General features: G+C 42.6%; 20 protein-coding genes. 13 read left to right on the top strand and 7 right to left on the bottom strand.

The window, feature by feature from the left end:
• Nucleotides 1-43: 43 nt before the first annotated feature.
• Nucleotides 44-1,786, bottom strand: coding sequence for a DNA repair helicase RadD (radD, locus tag MCT08_RS09290; RefSeq protein ID WP_274678295.1), 1,743 nt, complete (start codon nucleotides 1,784-1,786; stop codon nucleotides 44-46).
• Nucleotides 1,787-1,889: 103 nt separating this feature from the next.
• Between radD and rsuA the strand changes: the two genes are divergently transcribed.
• From rsuA to MCT08_RS09275, 3 genes are all read left to right on the top strand, one after another.
• A complete protein-coding gene (rsuA, locus tag MCT08_RS09285; protein ID WP_176246269.1) occupies nucleotides 1,890-2,585 on the top strand; it encodes a 16S rRNA pseudouridine(516) synthase RsuA in 696 nt (231 codons plus the stop codon).
• 242 nt (nucleotides 2,586-2,827) lie between these two features.
• Nucleotides 2,828-4,036 carry a Bcr/CflA family multidrug efflux MFS transporter gene (locus MCT08_RS09280; RefSeq protein ID WP_168522336.1) on the top strand — a complete coding sequence of 403 codons (1,209 nt, stop codon included), beginning with the start codon at nucleotides 2,828-2,830 and terminating at the stop codon, nucleotides 4,034-4,036.
• Nucleotides 4,036-4,692 carry a DUF2913 family protein gene (locus MCT08_RS09275; RefSeq protein ID WP_274678294.1) on the top strand — a complete coding sequence of 219 codons (657 nt, stop codon included), beginning with the start codon at nucleotides 4,036-4,038 and terminating at the stop codon, nucleotides 4,690-4,692. Before MCT08_RS09280 ends, MCT08_RS09275 begins: the two co-directional genes overlap by 1 nt.
• A gap of 56 nt (nucleotides 4,693-4,748) precedes the next feature.
• On the opposite strand, the gene MCT08_RS09270 is transcribed toward MCT08_RS09275, so the two are convergent.
• Nucleotides 4,749-6,179, bottom strand: a complete 1,431-nt coding sequence (locus MCT08_RS09270; RefSeq protein ID WP_172532188.1) for a DUF2867 domain-containing protein — start codon at nucleotides 6,177-6,179, stop codon at nucleotides 4,749-4,751.
• A 100-nt stretch (nucleotides 6,180-6,279) separates the two neighbouring features.
• On the opposite strand from MCT08_RS09270, the gene MCT08_RS09265 reads away from it, so the two are divergent.
• The 8 genes from MCT08_RS09265 to nspC all read left to right on the top strand — a co-directional run bounded on the left by MCT08_RS09265 (nucleotide 6,280) and on the right by nspC (nucleotide 19,449).
• Nucleotides 6,280-7,656, top strand: a complete 1,377-nt coding sequence (locus MCT08_RS09265; protein WP_274673452.1) for an MATE family efflux transporter — start codon at nucleotides 6,280-6,282, stop codon at nucleotides 7,654-7,656.
• Between the two features lie 123 nt (nucleotides 7,657-7,779).
• The gene (locus MCT08_RS09260; RefSeq protein ID WP_168524032.1) at nucleotides 7,780-8,451 is read left to right on the top strand and encodes an ABC transporter ATP-binding protein; all 672 of its coding nucleotides are present in this window, start codon (nucleotides 7,780-7,782) and stop codon (nucleotides 8,449-8,451) included.
• The gene (locus MCT08_RS09255) at nucleotides 8,432-10,885 is read left to right on the top strand and encodes an ABC transporter permease (RefSeq protein WP_274678293.1); all 2,454 of its coding nucleotides are present in this window, start codon (nucleotides 8,432-8,434) and stop codon (nucleotides 10,883-10,885) included. The genes MCT08_RS09260 and MCT08_RS09255 overlap by 20 nt, the downstream gene beginning before the upstream one ends.
• Entirely contained in the window at nucleotides 10,886-12,004 is a 1,119-nt protein-coding gene (locus MCT08_RS09250) for a lipocalin-like domain-containing protein (protein WP_274673451.1), read from the top strand.
• Between the two features lie 359 nt (nucleotides 12,005-12,363).
• Complete coding sequence (gene nhaA / locus MCT08_RS09245) at nucleotides 12,364-13,509, top strand: Na+/H+ antiporter NhaA (RefSeq protein WP_274678292.1); 1,146 nt, start codon at nucleotides 12,364-12,366, stop codon at nucleotides 13,507-13,509.
• A gap of 538 nt (nucleotides 13,510-14,047) precedes the next feature.
• Entirely contained in the window at nucleotides 14,048-16,933 is a 2,886-nt protein-coding gene (locus tag MCT08_RS09240) for a pyridoxal phosphate-dependent class III aminotransferase (RefSeq protein ID WP_053309904.1), read from the top strand.
• Between the two features lie 16 nt (nucleotides 16,934-16,949).
• On the top strand, nucleotides 16,950-18,194 hold the full coding sequence (locus tag MCT08_RS09235; RefSeq protein WP_274678291.1) for a carboxynorspermidine synthase: 1,245 nt from the start codon (nucleotides 16,950-16,952) through the stop codon (nucleotides 18,192-18,194).
• Between the two features lie 121 nt (nucleotides 18,195-18,315).
• Nucleotides 18,316-19,449: a carboxynorspermidine decarboxylase gene (gene nspC / locus MCT08_RS09230; protein ID WP_053309902.1), complete on the top strand. Its 1,134-nt coding sequence runs from the start codon at nucleotides 18,316-18,318 to the stop codon at nucleotides 19,447-19,449.
• 60 nt (nucleotides 19,450-19,509) lie between these two features.
• Here the strand turns inward: nspC and MCT08_RS09225 are convergent, their stop codons facing one another.
• From MCT08_RS09225 to MCT08_RS09215, 3 genes are all read right to left on the bottom strand, one after another.
• Nucleotides 19,510-21,120 carry a methyl-accepting chemotaxis protein gene (locus MCT08_RS09225; protein WP_176246261.1) on the bottom strand — a complete coding sequence of 537 codons (1,611 nt, stop codon included), beginning with the start codon at nucleotides 21,118-21,120 and terminating at the stop codon, nucleotides 19,510-19,512.
• Nucleotides 21,121-21,374: 254 nt separating this feature from the next.
• A complete protein-coding gene (locus tag MCT08_RS09220; protein ID WP_168522316.1) occupies nucleotides 21,375-21,887 on the bottom strand; it encodes a glycine cleavage system transcriptional repressor in 513 nt (170 codons plus the stop codon).
• 215 nt (nucleotides 21,888-22,102) lie between these two features.
• On the bottom strand, nucleotides 22,103-23,035 hold the full coding sequence (locus MCT08_RS09215) for a DUF3943 domain-containing protein (RefSeq protein ID WP_425609331.1): 933 nt from the start codon (nucleotides 23,033-23,035) through the stop codon (nucleotides 22,103-22,105).
• 146 nt (nucleotides 23,036-23,181) lie between these two features.
• Here MCT08_RS09215 and MCT08_RS09210 point away from each other — a divergent pair, with 146 nt between their 5' ends.
• Nucleotides 23,182-24,423 (top strand): CinA family nicotinamide mononucleotide deamidase-related protein, encoded by a 1,242-nt coding sequence (locus MCT08_RS09210; RefSeq protein ID WP_274678289.1) that lies wholly within the window; start codon nucleotides 23,182-23,184, stop codon nucleotides 24,421-24,423.
• Nucleotides 24,424-24,678: 255 nt separating this feature from the next.
• Nucleotides 24,679-24,933, top strand: coding sequence for a hypothetical protein (locus MCT08_RS09205; RefSeq protein ID WP_053309897.1), 255 nt, complete (start codon nucleotides 24,679-24,681; stop codon nucleotides 24,931-24,933).
• A 44-nt stretch (nucleotides 24,934-24,977) separates the two neighbouring features.
• Here the strand turns inward: MCT08_RS09205 and yfaE are convergent, their stop codons facing one another.
• Both yfaE and nrdB read right to left on the bottom strand, forming a co-directional pair.
• Entirely contained in the window at nucleotides 24,978-25,256 is a 279-nt protein-coding gene (yfaE, locus tag MCT08_RS09200) for a class I ribonucleotide reductase maintenance protein YfaE (RefSeq protein ID WP_053309896.1), read from the bottom strand.
• A complete protein-coding gene (gene nrdB / locus MCT08_RS09195) occupies nucleotides 25,256-26,389 on the bottom strand; it encodes a class Ia ribonucleoside-diphosphate reductase subunit beta (RefSeq protein WP_168522311.1) in 1,134 nt (377 codons plus the stop codon). The genes yfaE and nrdB overlap by 1 nt, the downstream gene beginning before the upstream one ends.
• Between the last annotated feature and the right edge of the window lie 8 nt (nucleotides 26,390-26,397).

The following is a 26,397-nucleotide window of genomic DNA, read 5'->3' as shown; positions in this document are numbered from 1 at the left end:
AGGAGACCTAAATATAAATAACGCAATATGAATAGAATCTGAATCAGCGATTTTGTAATTCATCTTCAAAGATTTTGTCACGCATTTTCCAAAAACGTCCGACTTTTCTGGCAATCACAAACTGTGGGGGACGAAATCGGTGCTGATGCGCCACTACCTTTGAGGGGGATGCGGCTTCAAAGGGCCGATGACGATCCGCAAGGTGTGGTCGCACAAATTGTTCGAGAAAGGTCTGTTTTTGCTTTTTGGTGGTTAGTGACCAAAACTCATGGACTTGCGCTTGGTTGTCTCCACGGTAAGTGACTTTCAATTGTGATTTACCCGCGTCGTTTTTATACACATTAAGATCCATTTCTAGACATTCGAAAACGAGCGCGTCCTTTAGGTTGAGTGCTTCTTTCAGTTTTTTATCAGGATCGACTAATGTGGCATCACACTCGTGACAGATTCGCGCGGCAATATCATTATCTGCACCACATTCACTACAGTATTTGGCTCTAAAACGATAACCACAATGTTCTCGTTCGTTGGTTTCTTCATCAGTAAAGTAACCTTGGCAGCGTCGTCCATAATGCTCAATCAAAAAACCAGCAGCGTCCAGTTTACCCCAAAAGTTATTATTGAAACCGCAAGCAGGGCAAGGAATAGTGATGATTTCACTATTGGGGTCCGGCTTTGGTTCGCCAACTTCAGGTTGATAAAGGTCATAGCTATTACCAGCGTAATCTAATACCAGACATTCCGTTTTTCCGGGAGAGAGACGTAAACCTCGCCCAACAATTTGCTGATAAAGGCTGATGGATTCAGTGGGGCGTAAAATGGCAATCAAGTCAACGTGTGGTGCATCAAACCCTGTGGTGAGAACGGAAACATTGACCAAGAATTTAATGTGTCGTTGTTTGAATTGTTGAATAATGGCGTCACGCTCTGGCGTTGGGGTGTCACCGATGACGATGGCGGTTTGTTCATTTGGTAGCAGTTGAACGATTTCTTGAGCATGGCGAACGGTTGCCGCAAAAACCATGACACCTTGTTTTTGCTGTGCGAGGTGAATGATTTGATCAACGATCTGTGGTGTGGCACGTTTTGATTGTTCGATCACCATATCTAATTCCGCTTCTTTATAGCGGCCTGTATTTGCTGGCTTTAGTTGCGAAAAATCATAGTTCAACACAGGCGCATCAATCATGCGTGCTGGTGTAAGAAATTCCTCGTCCAATAGATAACGAATCGGCAGTTCAAAAATACAGTCACGGAAGAAGCGAGGCTCCTCGCTGCGAACTTGGCCTCGAGTATGGTATTGATAAATCCAACCCATTCCTAAGCGATATGGAGTAGCGGTTAACCCTAATACTTTGATGCCAGGGTTAAGCTGTGTTAAATGTGAAATAACTTTTTGATAACTACTATTTTTCTCGTCTGGCACGCGATGACATTCATCAATCACCAACAATGAAAACTGATTTTTGAAAGCGTCTAAATTTCGAACCACTGATTGAACGGATGCAAACACCACTTGCTGCTCGGTTTCTTTACGACCAAGGCCTGCTGAGAAAATGCCACCATGCAAGCCATAACCTTCATATTTGGCATGGTTTTGCTCAACCAACTCTTTGACATGTGCTAGCACCAACACGCGACCTTTGGCGAGTCTGGCTAGCTCTGCAATGACTAAGCTTTTACCAGCGCCGGTTGGTAACACAATGACCGCAGGGGTTGAATGCTTCCTAAAATAATGGATGACGGCTTTTACTGAGTCGGATTGATAAGGGCGAAGCGTATACATAAAACGTTTGTTCTCTGAGTGAGCCACAATAAAAACAGTGAAATAGATCAACTATTTCATTTTCGCTGAGTATAATACCCGACTTGATTTAGATGAGGTAATCATGCGTTTAGATAAATTTTTGTGTGATGCATTGGGTGCAACACGTAAAGAAGCTACCCAAATCATTAAAAGTGGCGATGTTACAGTGAATGGTGTGACCCCGAAAAGTGGTTCATACAAAGTCACTGAAAGCTGTGAAGTGGAATGGCAAGGGCGAGAAATTAAGCCGCAAGGTCCACGGTATATCATGCTTTATAAGCCAGAAGGTTACGTTTGCTCGCATGAAGATGGCTTCAACCATACCGCTTTTGTGTTGCTTGATGAAATCAAAATGCAAGATTTACATTTTGCTGGGCGCTTAGATGTGGATACCACCGGATTAGTGTTAATTACTGATGACGGGCAGTGGTCACACCGTATTACCTCGCCGAAACATAAATGCGACAAGACATACCGTGTGTGGCTTGCTGATCCTATTCAACCGACTTATATTGAACAGTTTTTAACTGGCATTGAGCTACGTAATGAACGCGAATTGACCTTGCCTGCACAGCTTGAAATTGTTGACGACAACCAATGTTTGCTAACTATTCATGAAGGTAAATACCACCAAGTGAAGCGCATGTTTGCGGCATTGGGTAATAAAGTGGTGGCATTGCACCGCGAGCGTATTGGGCTCATTGAACTTGATGAAACGCTAGAGCCTGGTGAATACCGATATCTCACCGAAGCCGAAGTCGCGTCTATTTGGAAATAGTGGTTTGCTATACTAAGTTGCGTATTGATGAGTGCTCTAACGTAGGTAAATGAGGGGGATTAGGAAATAGTTTGTTTCCTAATCAGAACTGGTTTTTTTCTGCCGATTAATCGACCATAACTCACTTACGTATTTAAACGCCCACTTTTAGTTTTCTGCTATGTAAAAGATTTAGAGATCACAGCAATCTTCGTTACTTGCTGTGTATTTTCTATCAACGAATTTTCAATTTTTGGAGAACCATGACTTCATCTCAACCTTCTCAGGCTAACCATACAGCCCACATCAGTTTTGTACTCTTTCTTGTTTTAGGGGCTATTGGTGCGTTGACACCGTTAGCGATTGATATGTATTTACCCGCCATGCCGACTATAGCAAAAGACTTGGGTGTGAGCGCGGGAGCGGTACAAATTACCTTAACAGCTTACACCGCAGGTTTTGCGATTGGTCAGCTTTTGCATGGACCATTAGCCGATAGTTTTGGACGTCGTCCTGTCATACTCATTGGTGTTGCATTTTTTGGTCTTGCGGCTGCGGTAAGTGCAACAAGTCATGGTATTGAAGCATTGACTTATGTGCGTGCTGCTCAAGGTTTTGCTGGTGCGGCTGCGGCTGTGGTGATTCAAGCTGTAGTTCGCGATATGTTTGATAGAGAAGATTTCGCGCGCGCGATGTCTTTTGTCACATTAGTAATGACGGTTGCCCCCTTAGTGGCACCGATGGTCGGTGGGCACCTTGCTATTTGGTTTGGTTGGCGTTCTATTTTTTGGGTTTTAGCGATTTTTGCCGCAGTTGTGATTGTGTTGGTTTTTTGGAAAATCCCCGAAACGCTCCGTGTTGAAGACCGTCAGCCATTGCGTTTTAAAAGCACCATCCGTAACTATGTGCAACTGTGTCGTAACCGAGTGGCGATGGGGTTGATATTTTCTGGTGCTTTTTCTTTTGCTGGAATGTTTGCTTTTTTGACCGCGGGTTCATTTGTTTATATTGATATTTACGGTGTTAACCCAGAGCAGTTTGGCTACTTATTTGGCCTCAATATTGTGGCGATGATTTTGATGACCACTCTAAATGGGCGCATTGTAAAAAAAGTTGGTTCACATGCGATGCTTCGCTTTGGCTTGTTTGTGCAATTGTGCGCTGGTGTTGGCTTGTTTGCAGGCTGGGCTTTGGATCTAGGCTTATGGGGCATTGTGCCATTTGTGGTGCTGTTTATTGGTACACTCTCCACTATTGGTAGTAACTCGATGGGGCTGTTACTTAGCGGCTACCCCAAAATGGCAGGTACAGCTTCTTCATTGGCGGGGACGTTGCGTTTTGGTACAGGTTCGGTCGTAGGTGCGGTGGTTGCTATGATGCCAAGTGATGCTGCATGGCCAATGATTTTAGTCATGGCAGCGTGTGCGTTATTATCATCTCTATTTTATTGGACATTAGGAAAAAAGGCGTAATGTCAGAGTATTACATTGAAATTCAACGTGTGGTTAACACGGCTCTTGAAGAGTTGCAGGCAGAACACCAAGCAGGTAAGTTAGCCTATGCCCCTTTAGCTAATAACCACTTTTTGGTTCACTGGGTGAGTAAGGCGCTTAAAGCGCAGCGTTTTGAACGTTGTGTTGTGGATGACTTAAATCGTTGGCAAAAAGCTGGGCGTTCAAAGGGCAACCAATCGGAACTGTTGTTTACGTTTAAGCGAATTTCTGCGTTCTATGCGCATTTCTTCAATGGTGATTTTGATAATAAAATTACCGATAAACGAATCGAAGCTTTCCTAGATTTTATGGAAGCGGAAGGTTGGGATGTCAATAACTGTGACCCATTAGTGAATGTTGGAAAAGTGCAGATTTTTACTGACGGCCAAAATTCATTTGCGTTGTGCGGTGACCAATGTGATAACTGCTTTGACGGTGAGTTGATGGTTAAACCAATGAATTGGTTTGTGCGTGGGCATCATGCTGACTTTGTTGAAAAGGCTTTTCAAGCCGGTTTTATGCTTTATAAGCGCACTGATTATAAATCGAATGTAAAATATCATGGTGAATATTTGGTGTATCCTAACAATCAAGGGCCTCAAGTCGCCGAGATCCCTTTAGGATTTAAAGCTTAAATTTACGATTTAAAAGAGCTAGTTTACCTAGCTCTTTTTTGTATTTGCGGGCGTTTTTATTTCCCTTGTGCTTTGTGAACGATAGCTTTAACCATGCCATTAAAAATAAAAAGATGTGCTGGCATCATGGCAAACCAATAAAGTAATCCTAAAAAGCCTTGTGGATGCCACCATGCGGTGACGTTCAATTCTCGTGTTTCACCTAAATCTTTTATAGTGAATTCCAATCGGCCCAGTCCTGGTCCTTTCATACCAAATAAAAGTGATAGAAACTGTTTAGGTTGGCAGCGGATCACCTTCCAAGAGTCAATAAAATCACCGACTTGCAGTTCAGGCCCCGTAGGGGAGCGACGTACGGGTTTGCCTCCACCAAAAAATAGATCTAACCATTCTCTTGTTCGCCATAAAATATTGGCAAAAAAATACCCTTCGCTATGGCTGCCTATGGTGCGGATTACCGCCCAAAGTTGCTCAGTTGTTGCCGTTGTTTCAATCGTTGCGCCAGCACTTTTGGGGTAATAACCAAAACCGGGTTGCCAACGTTTAAGTGCACTAGGGTCAAAGCCCCATACTTGAGTGCGGGCAAAAGTACCTTCATTGTCGATGATTTTTGTGACAACGTCACGATATGCGTGCATCTTTTGTGGATAGCGGGCTTCAATATCTTGTGAATTTGCAATGTAATCATGTTCTAGCCCTGCGAGCAAAGCGCGCCCTATACTGGCTGGAACCGACGTCACGAGCGCTAACCAGTACGATGCCATGTTAGGAGTGAGTAATGGTGTGGACCAAAGCCGAAAGGGACGATGAGTAGCTTGGCAAATGATACGAAACTGCTCACGATAGGAAAGCGTGTCAGGCCCACCGACTTCAAATAACTGGTGTGTTGTGGGGTGATCTAACGCTAATTTGAGCAGGTAATGATTTAGGTTCTCTAAAGCGATTGGGTTCGCCTTGGAGTCGACCCATTTGGGGGCGATTAATATCGGCAAGTTGTAGACGAAATCGCGCATGATCTCAAAAGCGGCCGAGCCTGGGCCTAAAATGACACCTGCTCTTAGTTCTGTGATGGGGATTTCACTGGTTCTTAATAGCTCGCCGGTCATTTTTCGTGCTTGCAAATGTTCTGAGTTCCCCGTTTGCGGTTGAATGGCACTTAAATAAATCACATGTTTGACCTGGCTTGATTGCAAAGCTTGTTTGAAATTTTCCGCGAGTGACAATTCATAATCAACGAAATCATGTCCTTGAGCCATGCCGTGCACTAAGAAATAGATCAGATCAAATTGAGGAACGAGGGAAAGTGTGGCCTGTTTGTCGGCTAAATCCAAATATTGTAAGGTCAAGTTCGGATGTGGGGCACAACGTGAGCGTAAATAATCAATATGTCTGGCGGCAGCGGTGACTTGATAATTTTGTTCAAGCAGTAATGGTAGCAATTGAGAGCCTACATAACCTGACGCACCGAGCACTAATATTTTTTTCATGATTATCCCTTCAAATATGATGGTTAGATTATGCACACACAAGTATAATAACGGCTTAGTTTTTTCCTTGCTATCAATGTGTTGTCTTAGAGGTGATCTGTTGTCCGTTTTCTCGCAAATAATGTTACATACACGAGGTGATTTTTTCCGTCGTTTAATGGCTATCGCGATGCCAATCACCTTGCAAAGCATTATGTTTTCGAGTCGAGGCTTGGTGGATGTCTTAATGTTAGGGCAACTGGGTGAGGCTGAAATTGCCGCTGTTGGGGTCGCAGCTCGTGCTACCTTTGTAACGACCATCATGTTGGTTGGTGTCACAACTGGCGGGGCACTGTTAACGGCGCAATATTGGGGGGCTGGCAATCAAAAAGGAGTCAGAGAAAGTACCGCATTGACTTGGTTAGTTGCGAATTTGTTTGCAGCATTTACGGTTGTGTTGTTCCTCTTGTTTCCGAGCCAGATAATGGCGTTAACGACCGACTCAGAAATGGTAAACACGTTAGGTAGTCAATATCTCATTATTACTTCGTTTAGTATGTTCGCGGTTGCATGTGTTAGCAGCATGGCTGTTGGTCTGCGTTCAATGCATAAGCCAGGGCTTAGTACCTTCTTTAGTGGCATTGGTATCATTGCGAATATCTTTTTAAACTGGGTGTTGATCTTCGGTAAGTTTGGTATTCCAGCCATGGGGATTCAGGGGGCCGCCATTGCGACACTATTAAGTGGCTTACTTGAAGTCGGCTGTTTATACGGCTACCTTTACAGCAAAAAGCACCTGTTGGCGTTTGGTATTGAAGATATACGCGCCATCATTGATTGGCACAAAATTTCTCGTTTCCTCAAACTTTCTTTACCGACCACGTTTAACTTCTTTGCGTGGGCGGGAGGCTTATTTGTTTACCATGCGATTATGGGACAAAGTGGTGTTCAAGGTTTAGCTGCCTTATCAGTGATGACGCCTGTCGAATCTATTTCTCTCAGTTTGTTGATCGGAATGTCCAGTGCTGCAGCGGTATTAGTTGGTAACCAACTGGGTGCTAAAAACAACGAAGCCGTTTATTTTCAAGCATTAGGGTTGACGATTATCAGCTTGCTGGTTGGGATTGTTGTCGCTGCTTTACTCTTTGTGGTGCAAATCCCTATTCTCAACTCGTTTACCGCGTTAACGGAAGAGACGAGAGCATTGTCTGAGAAATTCATCATGATCCTGAGCGCTGGCATTGTATTACGTTCGATCCCGATGACGGTGATTGTTGGTGTACTCCGTGCTGGTGGTGATGTTAAGTTTTGTTTGTACCAAGATTTAGTGGCGCAATGGGTGATAGGCATTCCATTAGCGGCATTTGCTGCGATTGTTCTTGGGGCATCACCAGAAATGATTTACACGCTATTTTTAACCGAAGAAGTGGTTAAGTGGGGCGGCTCACTTTACAGAATGAAAAGCAAGAAGTGGATGCGGAATTTGATTGAAAATTAGACATAACACATTCGATGTTTGCAATTTGGTGCACATCTTGTGACACAGTATCCAAAATACTTCCTACTCCTTAATAATTAGTGTAGATTCACAATCCGATTTAGACTGTTTTTGAGTGATTTAATGTTACAACTGACCAATCTTTGCAAAGGCTATGTAGATGGGGATGAATTTCATCCTGTATTGCAGGGAGCAGAATTAACGTTAAATCAAGGCGATCAATTGGCATTAATGGGTGAAAGTGGCTCAGGAAAGAGTACCTTGCTCAACTTGATTGCAGGCTTAGATACCGTCGATTCGGGTGAAATTTGGTTCCCTGGATTTTCGATGCATAAAACTTCTGAACATAAGCGCACCGCTTATCGTCGTAATAACATCGGTCATATTTTCCAACAATTCAATTTATTACCAACGTTGAATATTGCTGACAACATTCGTTTTTGTCGTCAGCTCAAAGGGTTAAAAGAAGATCAAGGCTTATTGCGTCAAATTTTATCCTCGTTAGACCTGATGCCATTATTAGGCCGGTACCCAGAAGAAGTGTCTGGTGGACAGCAGCAGCGAGCCGCTATTGCTCGTGCTCTCTATATGGAGCCAAAAATATTATTGGCAGATGAACCCACTGGTAGTTTGGATGAGCGCAATGCTGAAGCGGTAATGCGCCTGCTAAATTCGTTGACCCGACAGTTAGAGTGCACGCTGTTTTTGGTTACGCATAGTGAAAAAGTGGCACAGCATATGGATGGATGTATTCGTCTGCAAGGAGGGCAACTGCATGTTATGGCCCGTAGTTAAGGCACTATTGGGTCATTATCGGCGTTATCCTCTGCAAATCATCCTAGTCTGGCTTGGTTTGACACTTGGCGTTTCTTTACTTGTTGGCGTAACCGCTATAAATCAACACGCCCGTCAAAGTTATCAGAATGGTGAAAAGCTTTTCGCCAATCCTTTACCTTATCGTATCCGTCCTAAACATATTGCTAACAAAATCCCGCAAGGCTTTTATATTCAACTGCGACGTGATGGATTTCAGCAATGTGCGCCCTTTGAAAATTACCGCCTCAGTACAGCCAGTGGTTCAGATATTACTTTGATTGGTCTGGACCCTGTAGCAATGTTGCCAATTGATGGTGATCAAACATTGTCCGAAATTGCTACATTGTCTTTAATGCAACCACCATATCCGGTTTTAGTTAGTTCAGATTTAGCGCGGCTACAAGGTTGGCAAAACGGAGATTTTATTCTACTAGATGACGGTTCAAAGCTAGGGCCAATTAGTATCGATCAACAATCCATGCTGAATGGTACGCGAGTCATTGCAGATTTATCTTTAGTGCGGATGCTTAAAAAAGGCACAGGACTATCAGTCATTGCTTGTGGTGATATGCCACCGGAAAAATTACAACGTTTAAAAAATGATTTGCCTAATGGTCTAACGTTAGTGCGCAGTTCTCGTAGTGAACTTGAATCGCTTACGCGTGCATTTCATTTGAATTTGAGCGCGATGGGGATGTTAGCTTTCCTTGTTGGCTTATTCATTTTTTATCAAGCGATGTCCTTATCATTCATTCAGAGGCAGCCTTTGGTTGGTTTGTTACGTCAAGCAGGAGTGTCTGGTTGGCAGCTAACTCAAGCATTACTGATTGAGTTATTTGGCATGGTACTGTTTAGTTGGGTGTGTGGTAATGGACTTGGTCTGTTATTAGCCAATCAGCTTATTCCCGCGGTTTCGGCCAGCTTAGGTGCGCTGTACGATGCAAACGTTGGTTTATCTATTGCTTGGAATTGGCAATGGAGTAGCTACAGCTTATACATGACCTTAATTGGTGCTTTGGCTGCCTGTATTTGGCCGTTAACTCGTTTGTTGAAAGCACAACCAATTCGCCTTTCAGCTCGTTTATCCCTAGTTCGATTTGCTGGTACCGAGTTTAGAATACAGGCTTTGATCGGTTGTGCACTTTGTGTGGCTGCGATCGCTGTATATCAAGTGCCACAAACTCAGCTTTCTGGTTTTGCAATCATTGCATTAATGCTATTAAGCACCGCATTATTTACTCCTTATTTGATATGGGCTTTATTCAATAGCCTTTCTTATACGTTGGGGTGGGTGAAAGCGCGTTGGTTTTTTGCAGATGCAGCGGCGAGTATGAGTTACCGTGGTGTCGCAACTATGGCATTTATGATCGCCATGGCGGCGAATATTGGCATTGAAACCATGGTGGGTAGTTTTCGTGACACAACCGATAAATGGTTGAGTCAGCGTTTAGCTGCTGATATCTATGTGTATCCTACGAACAGTTCTGCATCCAGAATGAGCAGTTGGTTAAGCGTACAGCCAGAAGTCAATGCCGTATGGTGGCGATGGGAAAGAGACTTTTCTACTGATAAAGGCATGCTCCAAGCGATCAGCACGGGGGCATCAGAGGGGGAGTTTGATTCACTGACGGTAAAATTAGGTGTCCCTAATTATTGGCATCATCTACATCATTCGAAAAGCATCATGATTAGCGAGTCAATGGCACTGAAGTTGGGTATTAAACCTGGTGATTACATTGACTTGTCAGCGCCATTAGGTCGGCATTGGCAGGTAGTCGGCATTTATTATGATTACGGTAATCCGTATCACCAAGTATTATTGTCCCACCAAAACTGGTTATTCGCTTTTGCTGGCACTGGCAATGTATCTTTGGGCGTCCTAGTCAAAGAAGACATTAACGCTAACACTTTGAAGAAGCGTCTAGAATCTGTTTTCAGATTGGGGGATGACCGAACTTTTGACAACAACAATATTCATGACCAAGCGATGCGCGTGTTTGACCGAACTTTTGCTATTGCAGATACTTTAGGTCGAATTACTTTATTGATTGCTGTGTGTGGAATTTTCTTTGCAACCCTGGCTGGGGAAGTATCGAGGCAGCGCCATGTATCATTGTTACGCTGTCTTGGTGTTTCGGGGAAAGAGTTGATCGTTATTGGTAGCTTACAGCTGTGCATTTTTGGTGCGATATCATTGATTATCGCCATGCCGTTAGGGGTTGCGTTGGCAAATTTAGTGGTTGATATTGTGATTAAACAGTCGCTAGGTTGGACAATGCAACTTCAATTAATACCTCATGAATATATGACAACAGCGGCTTGGGCAATGATCACGCTAATGTTTGCAGGCGCTTTACCTGTCATTCGTCTGGTAAGAAAAGCGCCAATCAGTTCGCTAAGGGATGCGCTATAAATGATGACTCGAGCTAAGTTAAGTATCCTTCTGATCGGTGTTTTAATTATTGTTGGCGTTTTTGCTGCTTTTTCTTGGTATGAGTATAGACAGACTCAGCACGATGTTAATGATGAGCTTAATGCCTCAAACCTTGAGACCGACAAAATCATTTTTGAACCGGTTTTACCCAATAATTCCGTGGTGCTTCCACGTGATTTTAAATTTCACCCAGAATTTCAGCATGAATGGTGGCACTATTTTGCCAATGTCGCTGATGAAAGGGGTCAACAATACAGTATTCAATGGAGTTATTTCCGCATTGCCAGTGATGATCGCACAACCCAAGGTTGGCTAAATCCTCAGATTTATGTTTCCCATGTAGTGGTATCTAATGCAGATAAGGTGTGGCGTGAACAACGTATTTCCCGCGGTGGTATTGGTCAAGCTGGTTTTGAAATCAAGCCATTTAAGCTATGGATAGATAATTGGTCTTGGCGTTCATTAGGTGTTAGCCCTTTGCCTGGTATATTAGACATCACAACGGATACGTTTTCGTTATCATTGCAAAGTACGGCCACGGGGAGTTTTATTTTACCCGGTGAAGGTGGTTACCAAGCTAAACACAATTTACTGCCGATTGCGTCCTATAATGTACAAGCTCCATTTATGGCGGTGAAGGGGAAACTCACTTTAGAAGGGCTGCCACAAACATTGAAGGTTTCAGGGTCTGCTTGGCTGAGTAAAGAGTGGGGCAATAACTTGCTACCTTCACCAAATCGTAATTGGGATCGGTTTGTTTTCAATGTTGACGGTCAAAACACTTTGGTTATCAATCGCTATCGCCCTTATCAGCAGATGCCCTATGTTATTGGCACATTGATCCAATCATCAGGGGAAATCATAACGTTAAGTGAAGATGACATCGTTGTTTCCCCGGTTGCGACGTCGACATCAAGTGATACTAATAGTGTTCCGCTACAGTGGATAGTGAAGATCCCGAGATACGACATACATTTGGTTATAGAAGCAGTGAATAGCGATATGGGGTCTACTTTTTTTATTCCTTATTGGGAAGGTCCAGTGCGAATTAACGGAAATCCTGAAGTCGCAGGTTTTATGCAACTTACTGGTTATTAAATGTTAACTTATCGATTAGGTATGTTATTTTAGGTCAAGCAACGCTTGGCCTTTTTACTTTTCAGCTACCCTTAACAGTGATTCAGTAAGGTCAGAGTTTCTTGCTCTACTCGGGGTTCATGATTGAAAATTACTGGTTTCAATTTATCTACGGAATATACGTTGTTTAGAGTCATTATTATCGGAAATTCCGATGTTTATCATCTATACAAGCGATTTTTACTGATGGCTGCTATTGTATAGACTCTGTCGAATTCTTTGTTAATCAATTAGTAGGACGCGTTGGTGATTTATCTCGAACAGAATTTAAACTCGGAACGTCAACACGCCCTGACACATATAACTATAAGGACGATATCATGAGTGATGTGATTCGCGACTTTTTCAAAATGGAATCTGCTGGCGGTATCTTGCTAGTGATTGCAGCAGCTATTGCAATGATGGTGGCAAACTCTCCGCTAAATGATGTGTATCAATCCGTTTTACATTCTTATGTATTAGGAATGTCGGTTTCCCATTGGATTAATGATGGCCTAATGGCGGTATTCTTCTTGCTGATTGGTTTAGAAGTGAAACGCGAATTACTTGAAGGTGCGCTAAAGTCAAAAGAAACGGCTATTTTCCCAGCTATTGCTGCTGTCGGAGGTATGCTTGCTCCGGCGCTTATTTATGTACTGTTTAACGCTAATGACCCTCAAGCTATCCAAGGTTGGGCGATTCCTGCGGCGACTGATATTGCCTTCGCATTAGGTATTATGGCGTTGTTAGGTAAGCGTGTGCCAGTGAGTTTAAAAGTCTTCTTGTTAGCATTAGCGATTATCGATGACCTTGGCGTTGTTGTGATCATCGCACTTTTTTATAGTGGTGACTTATCGACGATTGCATTAACGATTGGTTTCTTAATGACAGGCCTGTTGTTTATGCTCAACAGCAAGCATGTTACGAAAATCAGCATTTATTTAATTGTGGGCTTTATTCTATGGTTCGCAGTCTTAAAGTCAGGCGTTCATGCCACTTTGGCGGGTGTCGTACTTGGCTTTGCTATTCCTTTGAAAGGTAATAAAGGTGAGCATTCTCCACTTAAACATTTAGAGCATGCGCTCCATCCATATGTTGCTTTTGTTATTTTGCCTATTTTTGCGTTTGCCAACGCAGGTATATCTTTACAAGGGGTATCATTGTCTAGTTTGACCTCAATGTTACCGTTAGGTGTTGCTTTGGGTCTATTAGTGGGCAAACCATTAGGTATTTTCACATTCAGCTGGGCTGCGGTTAAGTTGGGTGTAGCTAAGCTGCCTGAAGGCATTAATTTCAAGCATATTTTTGCAGTATCAGTGTTATGTGGTATTGGCTTTACTATGTCTATTTTTATCTCGTCACTTGCTTTTGGCACGGCGAATGTAGAGTTTGATACCTTTGCTCGACTCGGAATTTTAATGGGGTCAACAACAGCGGCTATAATTGGCTATATTCTGCTTCATTTGTCGTTACCGAAAAAAGCGTAGTTTTACTTGTATAGCCCTCAATTGAGGGCTATTTACTTTATAAAAACTAATTTTTTGATTCATGGAGCCTTGCAGCAAATACATTCATTCACTCTGCCATTAGCAATTAAAAATTTATTGCCAGCGTATTTATTTTTTGATATTTTTCGCCCCAATCTCGGACAGTAGATTCTGGGGGATACGCGTAATGACCATTCAAGCTGATTGTGACATTACGTAGGGTAGGTATCAGCAAGTCCTTTTGTTGATAGACGGGATACTCTTGCAGCGGGAGCTGCATGTGAATGGGAAACCCAACATTGAACTCACTAAATACGCTTACATTAATCAGCTTTGTACTTCCTCTATGCCCTGTGCTCGAAGACAGTTGCATCACAGAACCTTGATTATCTGATTTAGTAATCTTTCATCAACCTCGATGAACCTAATACCGTATCCGCTATTTGGCGAATCCGGATTTATTGCTATGTCTTATTTCTTTATCAACTAATCCTACTAAAGAAAAAGACGAAATTTACCCATTTCAAGGGGAAGGAAAATGAGTACAGCCTTTGAAGTCGATAACACTATCGCAACCATTTTTTCAGCTCAAGTACCTGTTGTAGAAGGGACTTACGATCTTACTCCAGACCAAATATTGCTTGATCAAATCGAGCATGAATCTGAAGTTCGTTCATACCCACGTCGTTTACCAATCGCCATCAAACAAGCCTATGGCGCACTGGTTGAAGACACTCGCGGTCAAATTTTCTTAGATTGTTTGGCTGGCGCAGGAACGTTAGCGCTTGGCTACAACCACCCAGAGATTAACCAAGCACTGAAAGAGCAGTTAGATTCAGGTCTGCCTTATCAAACTTTGGATATGACAACCCAAGCGAAAGATAAATTTATTAAGCAAGTCAAAGCGTTCTTGCCTGAAGATTTCGCGCAAAATTCAGCGATTCAATTCTGTGGTCCTTCTGGTGCCGATGCTGTGGAAGCAGCAATCAAATTGGCAAAACAGACCACAGGTCGCAATACCATGTTTGCTTTCCGCGGTGCATACCATGGCATGACTAACGGTACGATGGGCATGATGGGTAACCTCAATACCAAAGCTCGTCGCACGGGTTTAATGTCAGATGTGCATTTTATGCCTTTCCCATACAACCTACGCTGTCCATTTGGCTTAGGTGGTGATGAAGGGGCAAAAGCAAGCATTCGTTATATCGAACGTCTATTAAATGATGATGAAGCGGGCATTATGAAGCCGGCAGCTATCATTGTTGAGCCAGTTCAAGGTGAGGGTGGTGTGATCCCAGCTCCTGCATTCTGGCTACGTGAGTTGCGTCGTATTTGTGATGATCACGGCATCTTGTTGATTTTTGATGAAATTCAATGTGGTGTAGGCAAATCAGGTCACCGTTTTGCTTTTGAAGAATCAGGTATTTCTCCTGATATTCTTTGCCTATCGAAAGCGATTGGTGGTGGTCTTCCTATGTCGATTTTGGTCTTCAAGAAAGAGATCGATACGTGGAAACCAGGTGAGCATACAGGTACTTTCCGTGGTAACCAATTGGCAATGGTATCAGGTGCCAAAGCATTAGAAATCATTCTCCGTGACGACTTAGTTGGTCATGCTAATGCTGCTGGTCAATATTTGCGTCAAGGACTTGAAGCAATCCAAAGCCGTGTTAACTGTATTGCTGAAGTACGTGGCAAAGGTCTAATGCTTGGCTTAGAAATTAACAAGCCGAACGGTGAGCGCAATAAATTTGGCGAGCCAATGTCAGATGGGCAATTAACACTGGCGATCCAACGCGCTGCTCTTGAGCGTGGTTTGATGGTTGAAAAGGGAGGTCGTGATGGCTCAGTTATCCGTTTCTTACCGCCGTTGATTATCTCTTTTGAGCAAATTGATTTTGCGCTTCGTACATTGGAAGCCGCTATTCTTGCCGCAGGTGGTGGTTCTAAAGATCCAGAGCCAGAAAACCAAGGTTGGAAAAAGCACTTTATCCAAACCGGAGAGATGGGCAGTGATGAATTTGCTGCGGTTATGAACCACACCACCTCTGCGATGAAGGCCGTGTTCGAGCAGGCTAAAGCACCTTATTCAGGTTTGGATCCAAAACAGCTTGAAGATGCGATTTATGCCGTTGATTTAGACAACAAAAATGCGCCTTTAAAAGACGTAATTTCGGAAATGGCGGAACTGGTTGCCAAGAACTCTATCATTGTTCAACACCCAGATTGTATCGCTCACTTACATACTCCACCACTGATGCCATCTATTGTTGCTGAAGCAATGATTGGGGCGTTGAACCAGTCGATGGATTCATGGGATCAATCTTCTTCTGCAACTTACGTTGAGCAGAAAGTTATTGATTGGATGTGTGAGAAATATGAACTTGGCGCAAATGCGGATGGCATTGTCACTAGTGGCGGCACGCAAAGTAACCAAATGGGGCTGATGCTCGCACGTGACTGGATTGCAGACAAATTGAGTGGTCACTCAATCCAGAAGCTAGGTTTACCTGAATATGCAGATAAACTACGTATTGTATGTTCGAAAAAATCTCACTTTACAGTTCAAAAGTCAGCTTCTTGGATGGGGTTAGGTGAAAAGGCCATTTTAGCCGTTGATGCCAATCCAAATGGCACGATGGATGTCACGCAGTTAGAGGCGACTATTACGCAAGCTAAAGCTGAAGGTCTAATCCCATTTGCAATCGTAGGTACTGCTGGTACCACCGACCATGGTGCAATTGATGATCTCTCGACTATCGCTGATGTTGCTGAGCAACATGACTTATGGATGCATGTCGACGGGGCCTATGGTGGTGCTTTAATTCTAAGCAGTCATAAAGCTCGTCTGCAAGGGGTTGAGCGTGCACATTCAGTGAGCGTTGATTTCCATAAATTATTCTTTCAAACCATTAGTTGTGGTGCGTTGTTGCTGAAAGATAAGAGCAACTTTAAATATTTGCTCCACCATGCTGATTACCTCAACCGAGAGCATGATGAGTTACCAAACCTGGTTGATAAATCTATTGCTACAACCAAACGTTTTGATGCGTTGAAAGTATTCATGACAATGCAAAACGTTGGGCCAAAAGCGTTGGGTGATATGTATGATCACCTGCTAGAACAAACGCTACAAGTCGCTGATTTAGTTCAACATCATGAGGCATTTGAATTGCTTGCTGAACCAGCACTGTCGACAGTGCTATTTCGTTCAGTGAACAAACAAGCTGCGGATTTTGATGAGTTAAATAAAGCGTTGCGTTTAGAAGCATTAACACGCGGTGTGGCGGTACTGGGTGAGACGATTGTGGATGGCAAAACTGCCTTGAAATTCACGATTTTGAACCCGTGTCTTCAATTGTCAGACTTCAAATCACTACTTCATAAAATCGAACAGTTAGCCACTGAGCTAGCAAAATAGAAAGGAATAGAAAAACATGTCTGTTTTACAAATTGGTGCAGGAGGCGTTGGGTGGGTTGTCGCACATAAGGCGGCCCAAAACAACGACGTACTCGGTGATATTGTTCTTGCTTCTCGTACTGTTGAAAAGTGCGAGAAGATCATTGAATCGATCAAAGGAAAAAATAACCTTAAAGATAAGACTAAGAAGCTGGAAGCTCGCAGCGTTAATGCTGATGATGTCGATTCTCTAGTCGCGTTAATTAAAGAAGTCCAGCCTGATCTGGTGATCAACGCTGGTCCTCCTTGGGTAAATGTGCCAATTATGGAAGCATGTTACCAAGCGAAGGTCTCTTACTTAGATACATCTGTGGCTGTTGACCTTTGTTCAGAAGGCCAACAAGTGCCAGAAGCGTATGACCCACAATGGGCATTTCGTGAAAAATTCAAACAGGCGGGAATTACCGGTATTCTAGGTGCTGGTTTTGATCCTGGCGTTGTCAGTGTATTTGCAGCGTATGCAGTAAAACACTTGTTTGATGAAATTGACACCATTGATGTAATGGATGTGAATGCCGGTGACCACGGCAAGAAATTCGCCACAAACTTTGACCCAGAAACCAATATGTTAGAGATCCAAGGTGACTCTTTCTATTGGGAAAATGAAGAGTGGAAACAAGTACCTTGCCACTCGCGTATGCTTGAATTTGATTTTCCAAATTGTGGTTTACATAAAGTCTATTCAATGGCGCACGATGAAGTTCGTTCAATGAAAGAATTCATTCCTGCCAAACGCATTGAATTTTGGATGGGCTTTGGTGATCGTTACTTGAACTACTTCAACTGTATGCGCGATATCGGTTTGTTGAGTCCTGAACCATTAACTCTACATGATGGTACGGTTGTACAACCGCTACATGTACTAAAAGCTATGCTGCCAGATCCAACGTCTTTGGCTCCGGGGTATACGGGTTTAACATGTATCGGCACATGGGTTCAAGGCAAGAAAGATGGCAAAGAACGCAGCGTTTTTATCTATAACAATGCGGATCATAAAGTGGCGTACAACGATGTAGAGCATCAAGCCATTGCTTATACGACAGGCGTGCCAGCGATCACGGCTGCGATACAATTTTTCCGTGGTAAATGGGCCGATAAAGGTGTGTTTAATATGGAGCAACTTGATCCCGACCCGTTCCTTGAAACAATGCCTAAGATCGGCCTTGATTGGCACGTTCAAGAGTTAGTGGTTGGCCAGCCAGACATTAAGATTCTTAAATAAGGATCAACTGGAGTTGTTATTTTTGTTTATTGACTTCGGTTGATTTACAGCAGTAGCGATGACTTATTCCAAGCCGATGCGATAAGTGTCGGCTTTGTTCGATTTTAAGAGTGATGAATAGATGCAAAAAAGCGAACTCAAAACCCCATATTTCATGATTGATGAAGCTAAGTTGATTGCAAATTTAGAAATTGCGAAACAGCTAAAAGAGATCTCTGGCGTTAAATTGGTATTGGCTCTGAAATGTTTCTCAACTTGGGGTGTGTTTGACATCATCAAGCCTTATTTAGATGGCACAACCAGTAGTGGCCCATTTGAAGTCAGGTTAGGTTACGAAACGTTTGGTGGTGAGACTCATGCCTACAGCGTTGGTTACAGTGAAGATGACGTAAAAGAAGTCGTCGATATCTGCGATAAGATGATTTTCAACTCGCAATCTCAGTTGGCGGCCTATCGCCATCTTGTGCAAGGAAAAGCATCTATCGGCCTGCGTTTAAACCCTGGAGTTAGCTATGCAGGTCAAGATTTGGCGAACCCTGCTCGTCAGTTTTCTCGTTTAGGGGTTCAAACTGATCATATTGATGCCTCAATTTTTGAAACCATTAACGGTGTAATGTTCCACATGAACTGTGAGAACAAAAACGTTGATGCCTTTATTGGTTTGCTCGATTCAATCTCTGAGCACTTTGGTCAGTATCTAGATAAGTTAGACTGGGTTAGCTTAGGTGGTGGCGTTTTCTTTACCTGGCCTGGTTATGATGTCGAAAAATTAGGCCTTGCATTAAAAGCGTTTTCTGAAAAGCATGGTGTTCAGTTATACCTTGAACCGGGTGAAGCCATCATTACCAAAACAGCAGACTTGGTAGTAACTGTGGTTGATATCGTTGAAAACGGCATGAAAACAGCGATTGTGGATTCCGCAACAGAAGCGCATCGCTTAGATACGTTGATTTATAATGAACCAGCTTCGATTCTTGAGGCCAGTGAAGAGGGTCAGCATCAATACATTATCGGTTCTTGTTCATGTTTAGCCGGTGACCAATTCTGTATTGCGTCTTTTGAGCAACCATTAAAGATTGGTCAAAAGTTGCATATTTTAGATAGTGCAGGTTACACCATGGTGAAACTCAATTGGTTTAATGGATTGAAAATGCCATCAGTTTATTGTGAACGCCTTGATGGTGATATTCAGAAACTGAATGAATTTGGCTATGCTGACTTTAAACGTTCGTTGTCTCAATGGTCAGTAAAATAATGTAAGAAAGCCCTGCAAGTCTATTGCGGGGCTTTTTACTATTGATAAATTGGCATTATTTTACAGTTTGAAACTTTTCATCTTGTCATCTAATTGGCGGGACAGGTCAGCAAGAGTTTCACTTTCTTCAGCAAGGTAATTGGCTGCCTGTGACATTTCTAGCGCAGAATCATTAATTCCACTTACGTTGCGGTTCATCTCTTCTGCGACAGCACTTTGTTGTTCTGCTGCGGTTGCAATTTGCATTGCCTTATCGCTCACATGCTGTATATGAGTAACGATTAAAGATAAATCACTACCAGCATTTTCAGCGCGCTCAACACTACTGTATGCTAAATCTTGACTTTTTTGCATCGCGTTGGAACTGCTGACAGCCAATTGTTGCAAGCGGTTAATTGTCGTTTGTATTTGATCGGTTGAATGGTGGGTTCGACTGGCGAGGTTTCTTACTTCATCGGCAACGACAGCAAAGCCTCGCCCTTGTTCACCAGCGCGAGCCGCCTCGATGGCGGCATTCAATGCGAGAAGGTTGGTTTGTTCTGAAATTCCGCTGATAACCGTAGTTACTTCGCTAATTTGCATCACTCCCTCTTTTAATTTATGTACTTGCTCAGTCGCGACCTCTAATTCCTGCGATAGTGCTTTGATACTATCAACGCTGGAATGCACATCTTTATCACCGAGTCCGGCTTCTTTGCTGGCATCTAGTGTATCTTTTGCAGTTTCTTCTGCGTGGCCTGCGACGTCAGCAACCGTCGCGCTCATTTCATTCATAGCAGTCGCTAGCTGACTGAGCTGATCGCGCTGACTTGTGACCGCTTGGCTTGTTTCTTCGGCAGAAGATGCAATGCGAATAGCCGCTTCAGCCAGTAAATTGGCCGAAGTGACAGATTCGGTTAATGCAGTTCGAACAGATTCAACACTATCGTTGATACGAGATGCCACAATGCCAATTTCATCCTTACCCATAACTGGCACTTTGGCTGTTAAGTCACCGCTTGCTACTTTTTTCATCACTTCTTTAATGGCTTCAAGTGGAGTAATAATCGCTCGGCTGATGATTACACCAAGTAATGTCAGTATAGCGAGAACGATAAGTGTCGCTATGCCCATTTTTAGCAACTGCTGATTAACGGCTTGATCTATATCGTTAATCAACATGCCAGAACCTAGTATCCAGCGCCAAGGTAAGAACCCATGAACAGCCGAAAGTTTGTCGGCGGGTTTGCCAGTATTTGTTTGCCAAGGGTAGGTTAAAAGCCCTTGTTTACCATCTTTGGCTAAATCGACCATTGTAAACCAAAATTGGCCTTCAGTGTCTTTACCTGGGTTGCCCATTTGTTTTCCGACAAGATCGGCCCTAATAGGATGGGCAATAGTATGGCGGGACTCATCAATAGCAAATATATAATTACCGCCATCAAAGCGTGTTGCGTTGATTAGGATCTTGGCTTGCCTTTTGGCCTCTTCCTCGGGAAGAGTTTGTTGAAGGTGTGCTATTTGCGATAGAGCGGTATCAAGTACGGCATTGAGCCGAGATTCTCGCTCCGTGAGTAAATTATTTTTTAGAGCAGTTGCGGAAATGAGTAGTAGGCTCAATAAACCGATAATTGCAACAGCAATAATAGCGGTCAGCTTATAGCTGACTTTAATGTTTCCAAGCTTCAACATGACGTTACCACCATTTATAGACCCCAATCTTTACCGTTGGGTGTCGGTTATAAAGTAAATGGACAGATATAATTATTTTTTTATCCACATGCTATATCGTGGACTAAGATCATCATTTTGCGAATATTGGAAGTGTGTTTTGTGGTGATAATCACATTTCAACTATTGATATATTGAGTCAGTCAATAGATAAATAAAGAGGGAGCCGTATAGCTCACCTCTATGGTAATAGGTTTAAATTTAATAAGTGCTAATTAAGCTTCAAGTATAACCCGAGTATCTTCGCTCAAGGCTTCAAGTTCATCGGCAACATCTTCAATTTGTATTTCAGTCGGTAATTTAATTGCCATATTAGCAGTAAACAAACTGGAGCTTACTCCACCACCGCCAGCAATAAACACTCGTTGGCAGTCCATATCTAAGATGCTAATGCCTTGATTATCAAGAATACTCGTTATTTCGTTGACAATGCCAGCGCGATCACTCGCATCTAACCTAAGCTGATAAATGGTTTCTCCTTGATGACTATGTGGGTCTGATTCAACGATTTGTACAATTAGATCGGGGTGATCCATAAAAGCTTGTTGCACGAGCTGTGTATTTTGAGTTGGAAGTTCCACTTTTATTACAGCAGCGACTTGGCTTTCAATAAAATTCACTTTGCTGATAAGCCATTTACCGCCATTCTCATGTGTGATGGCAGCAAGCTGTTTAATGGTTGTTGGTGTCGCTTTACCGACGAAGTTGACGATAAATGTACTATTCATACTGAGCCTCCTAAAGCCAACAGACGAAATGTAAACCGTTTTAAATGGTCTCTTTCATTCAGTGTAGGAGTCTAAGACAAAGAATATTTGACGAAAGTCAATATTTTCAGCTTGCACCATTAATGGTTGTCAGTATTCAAACTTATCCCACAAAAAAACAGCAACTATGCGCTATTGCTTCTTTTTTAATGGGAAACGTTTGCTGTGAAATCTAATTAAAAGGTGATTTTTAAGTCAATGCCATAAAACTGAGAGTCATAACTGGCTCCGGCGTCTAAAGCGTACTTCGCAGCGTCTTGGTTACCAAACCATGGGCTACTACTGAATTGAAATTGCGCGTCACCATTCCAAGCATTCGATACCCAGCTATGAATATGGCCTACGGGGTTAAGAAAGAATAAAGTCACATTGCCCATGGTGGGTGAGCCCCATACTTCACCGCCAGTAGCCACTATCTCTTGCTCGGCTTCAAACATTAGCTCGCCGACAACGGCACCAAAGAATGGTGTCACAAACAAGTCTTGCCAAGAAGGGATTTCCGCGAATGCTTCAACGCCATATTCCCAGAAGAAAGTAGACATCACACCAGAATATAAGAAAGATTCAAATTCATTAAAACCGGCATGTCTTGCTGCCGTGTAGTAAACGCCACCAAAATAGGGATGCATAATATAGTTTAGATAATGTTCATCGCGATCCCATGTAGGACCAGAAGAGACATTATCTTTCCACTTTTTAAACACCTTATTGTCACCGTCTTTTTCCCATTTAGTGACTGATTCTGGTAAGAACGTCATTAAACCAACGGTTGCGACACTTAACCCTAGAATTGTATACGTCTGACTTTTTAGGTAATCCCAGTCTTTGGTATCTTGTACGGTGAGATATTTAGGTAGAGCTGGCTCTTCAAGGTTCAACTCTTGAGATTCCACTAAACTGATTGAAAATGGCGAATTTGGCTGATAAATATTTAAATTATCATTAAAACAAGATGTTTGATTACAGTCGACCGTATAGGAAAACTCAATGTGTTGGTTGAAATCGTAAGTACTCGCGCTGGCGCAAGTTGGAAACGATAACATCATTGCAATGATGCTTTTCTTTGGCACGGAAGGCTCCAAGTTTTTGTTTTTAATGATCAGAATCACAATTATCTATTAAACTCTTAGAGATGAAAACAGTATTTTGTCCAATTAGCGAAACTTATGAGAAAAATTGCATTCAAACAGTTATATTTTGCACTTTATACTTTGCAGCACCAATAGCAGTGTGAGTTTACACAAAAGGACACATTATGTTGAAAATAGCGATGTTAAGCACGGGTGAAGAAGTTCTTCATGGCGACATTGTCGATACCAATGCGGCTTGGCTATCCAGCGAGTTTTTCGAACATGGCTTTTCATTAGTGAAACGCGCAACGGTTGGTGATAATCAACAGTCTTTGGTCGAAGAATTACTAATGCTCAGTTTCAATAATGATGTGCTGATTGTGAATGGTGGACTTGGACCAACTTCAGATGATGTCAGTGCGGCAGCAGCGGCTCAAGCGGCTGAGCAGACGCTGGTGTTATTTCCACAATGGCAAAAAGTACTAGAAGCATTTTTTGTTCAGCGTGGAGTTATCATGCCAGAAAGTAACCTCAAGCAAGCGATGCTACCTGAAAGTGCAGAAATTATTGATAACCCAATCGGTACTGCTTGTGGGTTTAAGGTCTTGATAAATGAATGTCAGTGCTACTTTACTCCTGGCGTGCCAAGTGAATTCAAGCAAATGATCACTCAGCAGGTACTGCCGGATTTAAAAGCTCATTACCCACAGCAGACAGGATTAGAGTGCAGCCGCTTATTTACTTTTGGTTCATCTGAATCGGCTATCTCAGATAAGTTAGACAAAATGGTCTTGCCTGAAGGGTATATGCTTGGCTATCGCTCATATCTGCCGTTTATTGAGGTGAAATTATTTGGCCCTAAAGAAGATATAGAGCGACGCGTACAACTATTGCAAATTATCTACAAGCACTTAGAGCAATATGTGGTGAGTGTTGATGAACCGATGCTTGCGCATATTGGCCATTTAATGCAAGAAAAAGGACAATCACTAGCGATTGCAGAACAAGCAACGAAAGGTTGGCTCGCAAGTTGGTTATTAAGTAATGAGCAAGTTGAAGCATTGAGTGGTCATAGTTGGATTCTGAGCCGCAGTGTAGAATCTGGCCTTGGTGATCAAGATCCGCTAGCCGCATCGTTAGCTCTTGCTGGAGCGACAAAAGAAAAATGTTCCACCTCATTGTCTTTAGTCACTGGCACTTTGATTGACGACCAATTTAGTCTTGCTTTATCTGCTCCGCAGGGAGAGTGGGGGCAAATACTCAAATTTAAACGAAGCTACAGTGCTAGTGAGCAACGTGAATTGATAGCAACTATTGCTGCCGATATGCTACGTCGTTACCTTTCCAACAAACCTGTTTTTACGCAATATGGTTTTGTGGCTCCAATAAAAGAGATGTATTTGCCATCGAGTGTGATTAACAACTGAGTGTGTAGTTAGCAGTTTTTTACTATCATATTGAATATTAAACGATTTTAAATTCGTCACTGTTTATTCATAACTGAATGTTTTTTGTGCTTACACTGGATGTTCTATTGCGTATGCATCTTATGATTATTTGGTCTAAAGGCTAAGTTTATGATTTATAGCAGGAGATAAATTTGTCTCAGATTTGAGTCTTTTTTAAGCAATTTTTCTCTGTACACTGTCAGTCCGCTTGAGAAAATTCGGCAGGAGGCTGACATGTTTCATCAATCCAAAATCTTAGTTTGGTATAAAGTGGCGAGTCAAAAAGTGATCTTAGGAGAGGCTTTAAGCAATGGGATGAGTGATGTGGTTTCACTATGGCTACATGCTCCATCAGACGAAAATAATCCAAGTTATCAAGGATATAGGCTATCGTTGTTTGATGACGACGGCAGAGAAATTGCTCATAAATCAGTATCAATGGGTACTGCTGATGAAATACTATCCGGTATTAATAAAGCCAGAGCTTAGCTCTGGCTTTATCGTTTTTTCTATCTTACAGCATTATGTCAGTTCTAAGCTCGTTTCGCTTTCAACCGATAGGTTACATTAGCAAGTTCAATGTGATTCTTCGCCTTACAAATGCAAGGCAAAATTTCATTGTGCTCAGTGTAAGCCATAGCAAAACCAACATATTCCACTTCACCAGAAACTAAAGTGCAACGACAAGCACCACAATGGCCATCACGGCAGTTAAACTCAGGCTCTAGCCCTGCACCTTCCATACTTTCCAATACAGTGTTGGAAGAGTTTGATTCTATGGTGGTGATATTGTTGATTTTTATACGTGCCATTACAGCTCAAAGTCCTCAAAGTCATCAGCGTGAACTTCGTTATCAATTTGACCTACAAGGTATGAGCTAATTTCCGCTTCTTGAGGAGCAACTTGTACGTTATCTGAAGATAGCCACGCATTTATCCAAGGAATAGGGTTGGAGGTTGCTTCAGGGTATGCGGTTGGAAGCCCAACGGCTTGCATACGCACGTTAGTAATGTATTCAACATATTGACACAGGATATCTTTGTTCAAACCGATCATTGATCCATCTTTGAACAAGTATTCTGCCCACTCTTTTTCTTGTTCCGCTGCGGCCTTAAATAGGTCGAAACATTCTTGTTTACACTCTTCAGCGATTTGTAAAAATGCGAAATCATCTTGCCCGTTTCGTAGCAAGTTGATCATATGCTGAGTTCCCGTCAGGTGAAGCGCTTCATCACGTGCAATTAGCTTGATGATTTTGGCATTACCTTCCATCAATTCACGCTCTGCAAAAGCAAATGAACAGGCAAAACTAACGTAGAAGCGGATGGCTTCTAGCGCATTCACTGACATCAAGCAAAGGTACAGCTTGCGCTTGAGTTTATTTAGACTGATTTCGACAGGCTCTCCGTTGATTTGGTGTGTGCCTTCACCATATCTGTGGTAGTCGTTGGTCAATTGGATCAAATCATCGTAGTAGTGCGCAATGTCTTTGGCTCGTTTTAAAATATGCTCATTTTCAACGATGTCATCAAACACAAGGCCAGGGTCATTCACAATATTGCGGATGATATGGGTGTAAGAGCGTGAGTGAATCGTTTCAGAGAATGACCAAGTTTCAATCCACGTTTCAACTTCAGGCAAAGACACCAGCGGAAGCAGCGCAACATTAGGGCTACGACCTTGGATGGAATCAAGCAAGGTTTGATATTTCAAATTCGAGATAAAAATGTGCTTTTCATGATCAGGAAGCTTGTTGTAATCAATACGATCGCTTGATACGTCAACTTCTTCTGGTCGCCAGAAGAAGGACAGTTGTTTTTCGATCAGCTTTTCAAAAATCTCGAATTTTTGTTGGTCATAACGTGCAACGTTAACCGATTGACCAAGAAACATCGGTTCTTTTAATTGGTTATTCTTTTTTTGAGAAAAAGTACTGTAAGCCATAAATGCCT

The sequence above is a fragment of the Vibrio aestuarianus genome (assembly GCF_028858425.1).
GTDB lineage: Bacteria > Pseudomonadota > Gammaproteobacteria > Enterobacterales > Vibrionaceae > Vibrio > Vibrio aestuarianus.
This window is presented reverse-complemented; position numbering and strand designations above follow the sequence as displayed.

Excerpts from the sequence above, each read along its gene's own strand:
- yfaE (WP_053309896.1), bottom strand. The coding sequence starts at position 25,256 with ATGGCACGTATAAAAATCAACAATATCACCACCATAGAATCAAACTCT.
- MCT08_RS09225 (WP_176246261.1), bottom strand. The coding sequence starts at position 21,120 with ATGTTGAAGCTTGGAAACATTAAAGTCAGCTATAAGCTGACCGCTATT.
- MCT08_RS09210 (WP_274678289.1), top strand. The coding sequence starts at position 23,182 with ATGTTGAAAATAGCGATGTTAAGCACGGGTGAAGAAGTTCTTCATGGC.
- radD (WP_274678295.1), bottom strand. The coding sequence starts at position 1,786 with ATGTATACGCTTCGCCCTTATCAATCCGACTCAGTAAAAGCCGTCATC.
- MCT08_RS09275 (WP_274678294.1), top strand. The coding sequence starts at position 4,036 with ATGTCAGAGTATTACATTGAAATTCAACGTGTGGTTAACACGGCTCTT.
- MCT08_RS09240 (WP_053309904.1), top strand. The coding sequence starts at position 14,048 with ATGAGTACAGCCTTTGAAGTCGATAACACTATCGCAACCATTTTTTCA.
- nhaA (WP_274678292.1), top strand. The coding sequence starts at position 12,364 with ATGAGTGATGTGATTCGCGACTTTTTCAAAATGGAATCTGCTGGCGGT.
- MCT08_RS09250 (WP_274673451.1), top strand. The coding sequence starts at position 10,886 with ATGATGACTCGAGCTAAGTTAAGTATCCTTCTGATCGGTGTTTTAATT.
- MCT08_RS09205 (WP_053309897.1), top strand. The coding sequence starts at position 24,679 with ATGTTTCATCAATCCAAAATCTTAGTTTGGTATAAAGTGGCGAGTCAA.
- MCT08_RS09280 (WP_168522336.1), top strand. The coding sequence starts at position 2,828 with ATGACTTCATCTCAACCTTCTCAGGCTAACCATACAGCCCACATCAGT.
- MCT08_RS09255 (WP_274678293.1), top strand. The coding sequence starts at position 8,432 with ATGTTATGGCCCGTAGTTAAGGCACTATTGGGTCATTATCGGCGTTAT.
- MCT08_RS09220 (WP_168522316.1), bottom strand. The coding sequence starts at position 21,887 with ATGAATAGTACATTTATCGTCAACTTCGTCGGTAAAGCGACACCAACA.
- nrdB (WP_168522311.1), bottom strand. The coding sequence starts at position 26,389 with ATGGCTTACAGTACTTTTTCTCAAAAAAAGAATAACCAATTAAAAGAA.
- nspC (WP_053309902.1), top strand. The coding sequence starts at position 18,316 with ATGCAAAAAAGCGAACTCAAAACCCCATATTTCATGATTGATGAAGCT.
- MCT08_RS09270 (WP_172532188.1), bottom strand. The coding sequence starts at position 6,179 with ATGAAAAAAATATTAGTGCTCGGTGCGTCAGGTTATGTAGGCTCTCAA.
- MCT08_RS09235 (WP_274678291.1), top strand. The coding sequence starts at position 16,950 with ATGTCTGTTTTACAAATTGGTGCAGGAGGCGTTGGGTGGGTTGTCGCA.
- rsuA (WP_176246269.1), top strand. The coding sequence starts at position 1,890 with ATGCGTTTAGATAAATTTTTGTGTGATGCATTGGGTGCAACACGTAAA.
- MCT08_RS09260 (WP_168524032.1), top strand. The coding sequence starts at position 7,780 with ATGTTACAACTGACCAATCTTTGCAAAGGCTATGTAGATGGGGATGAA.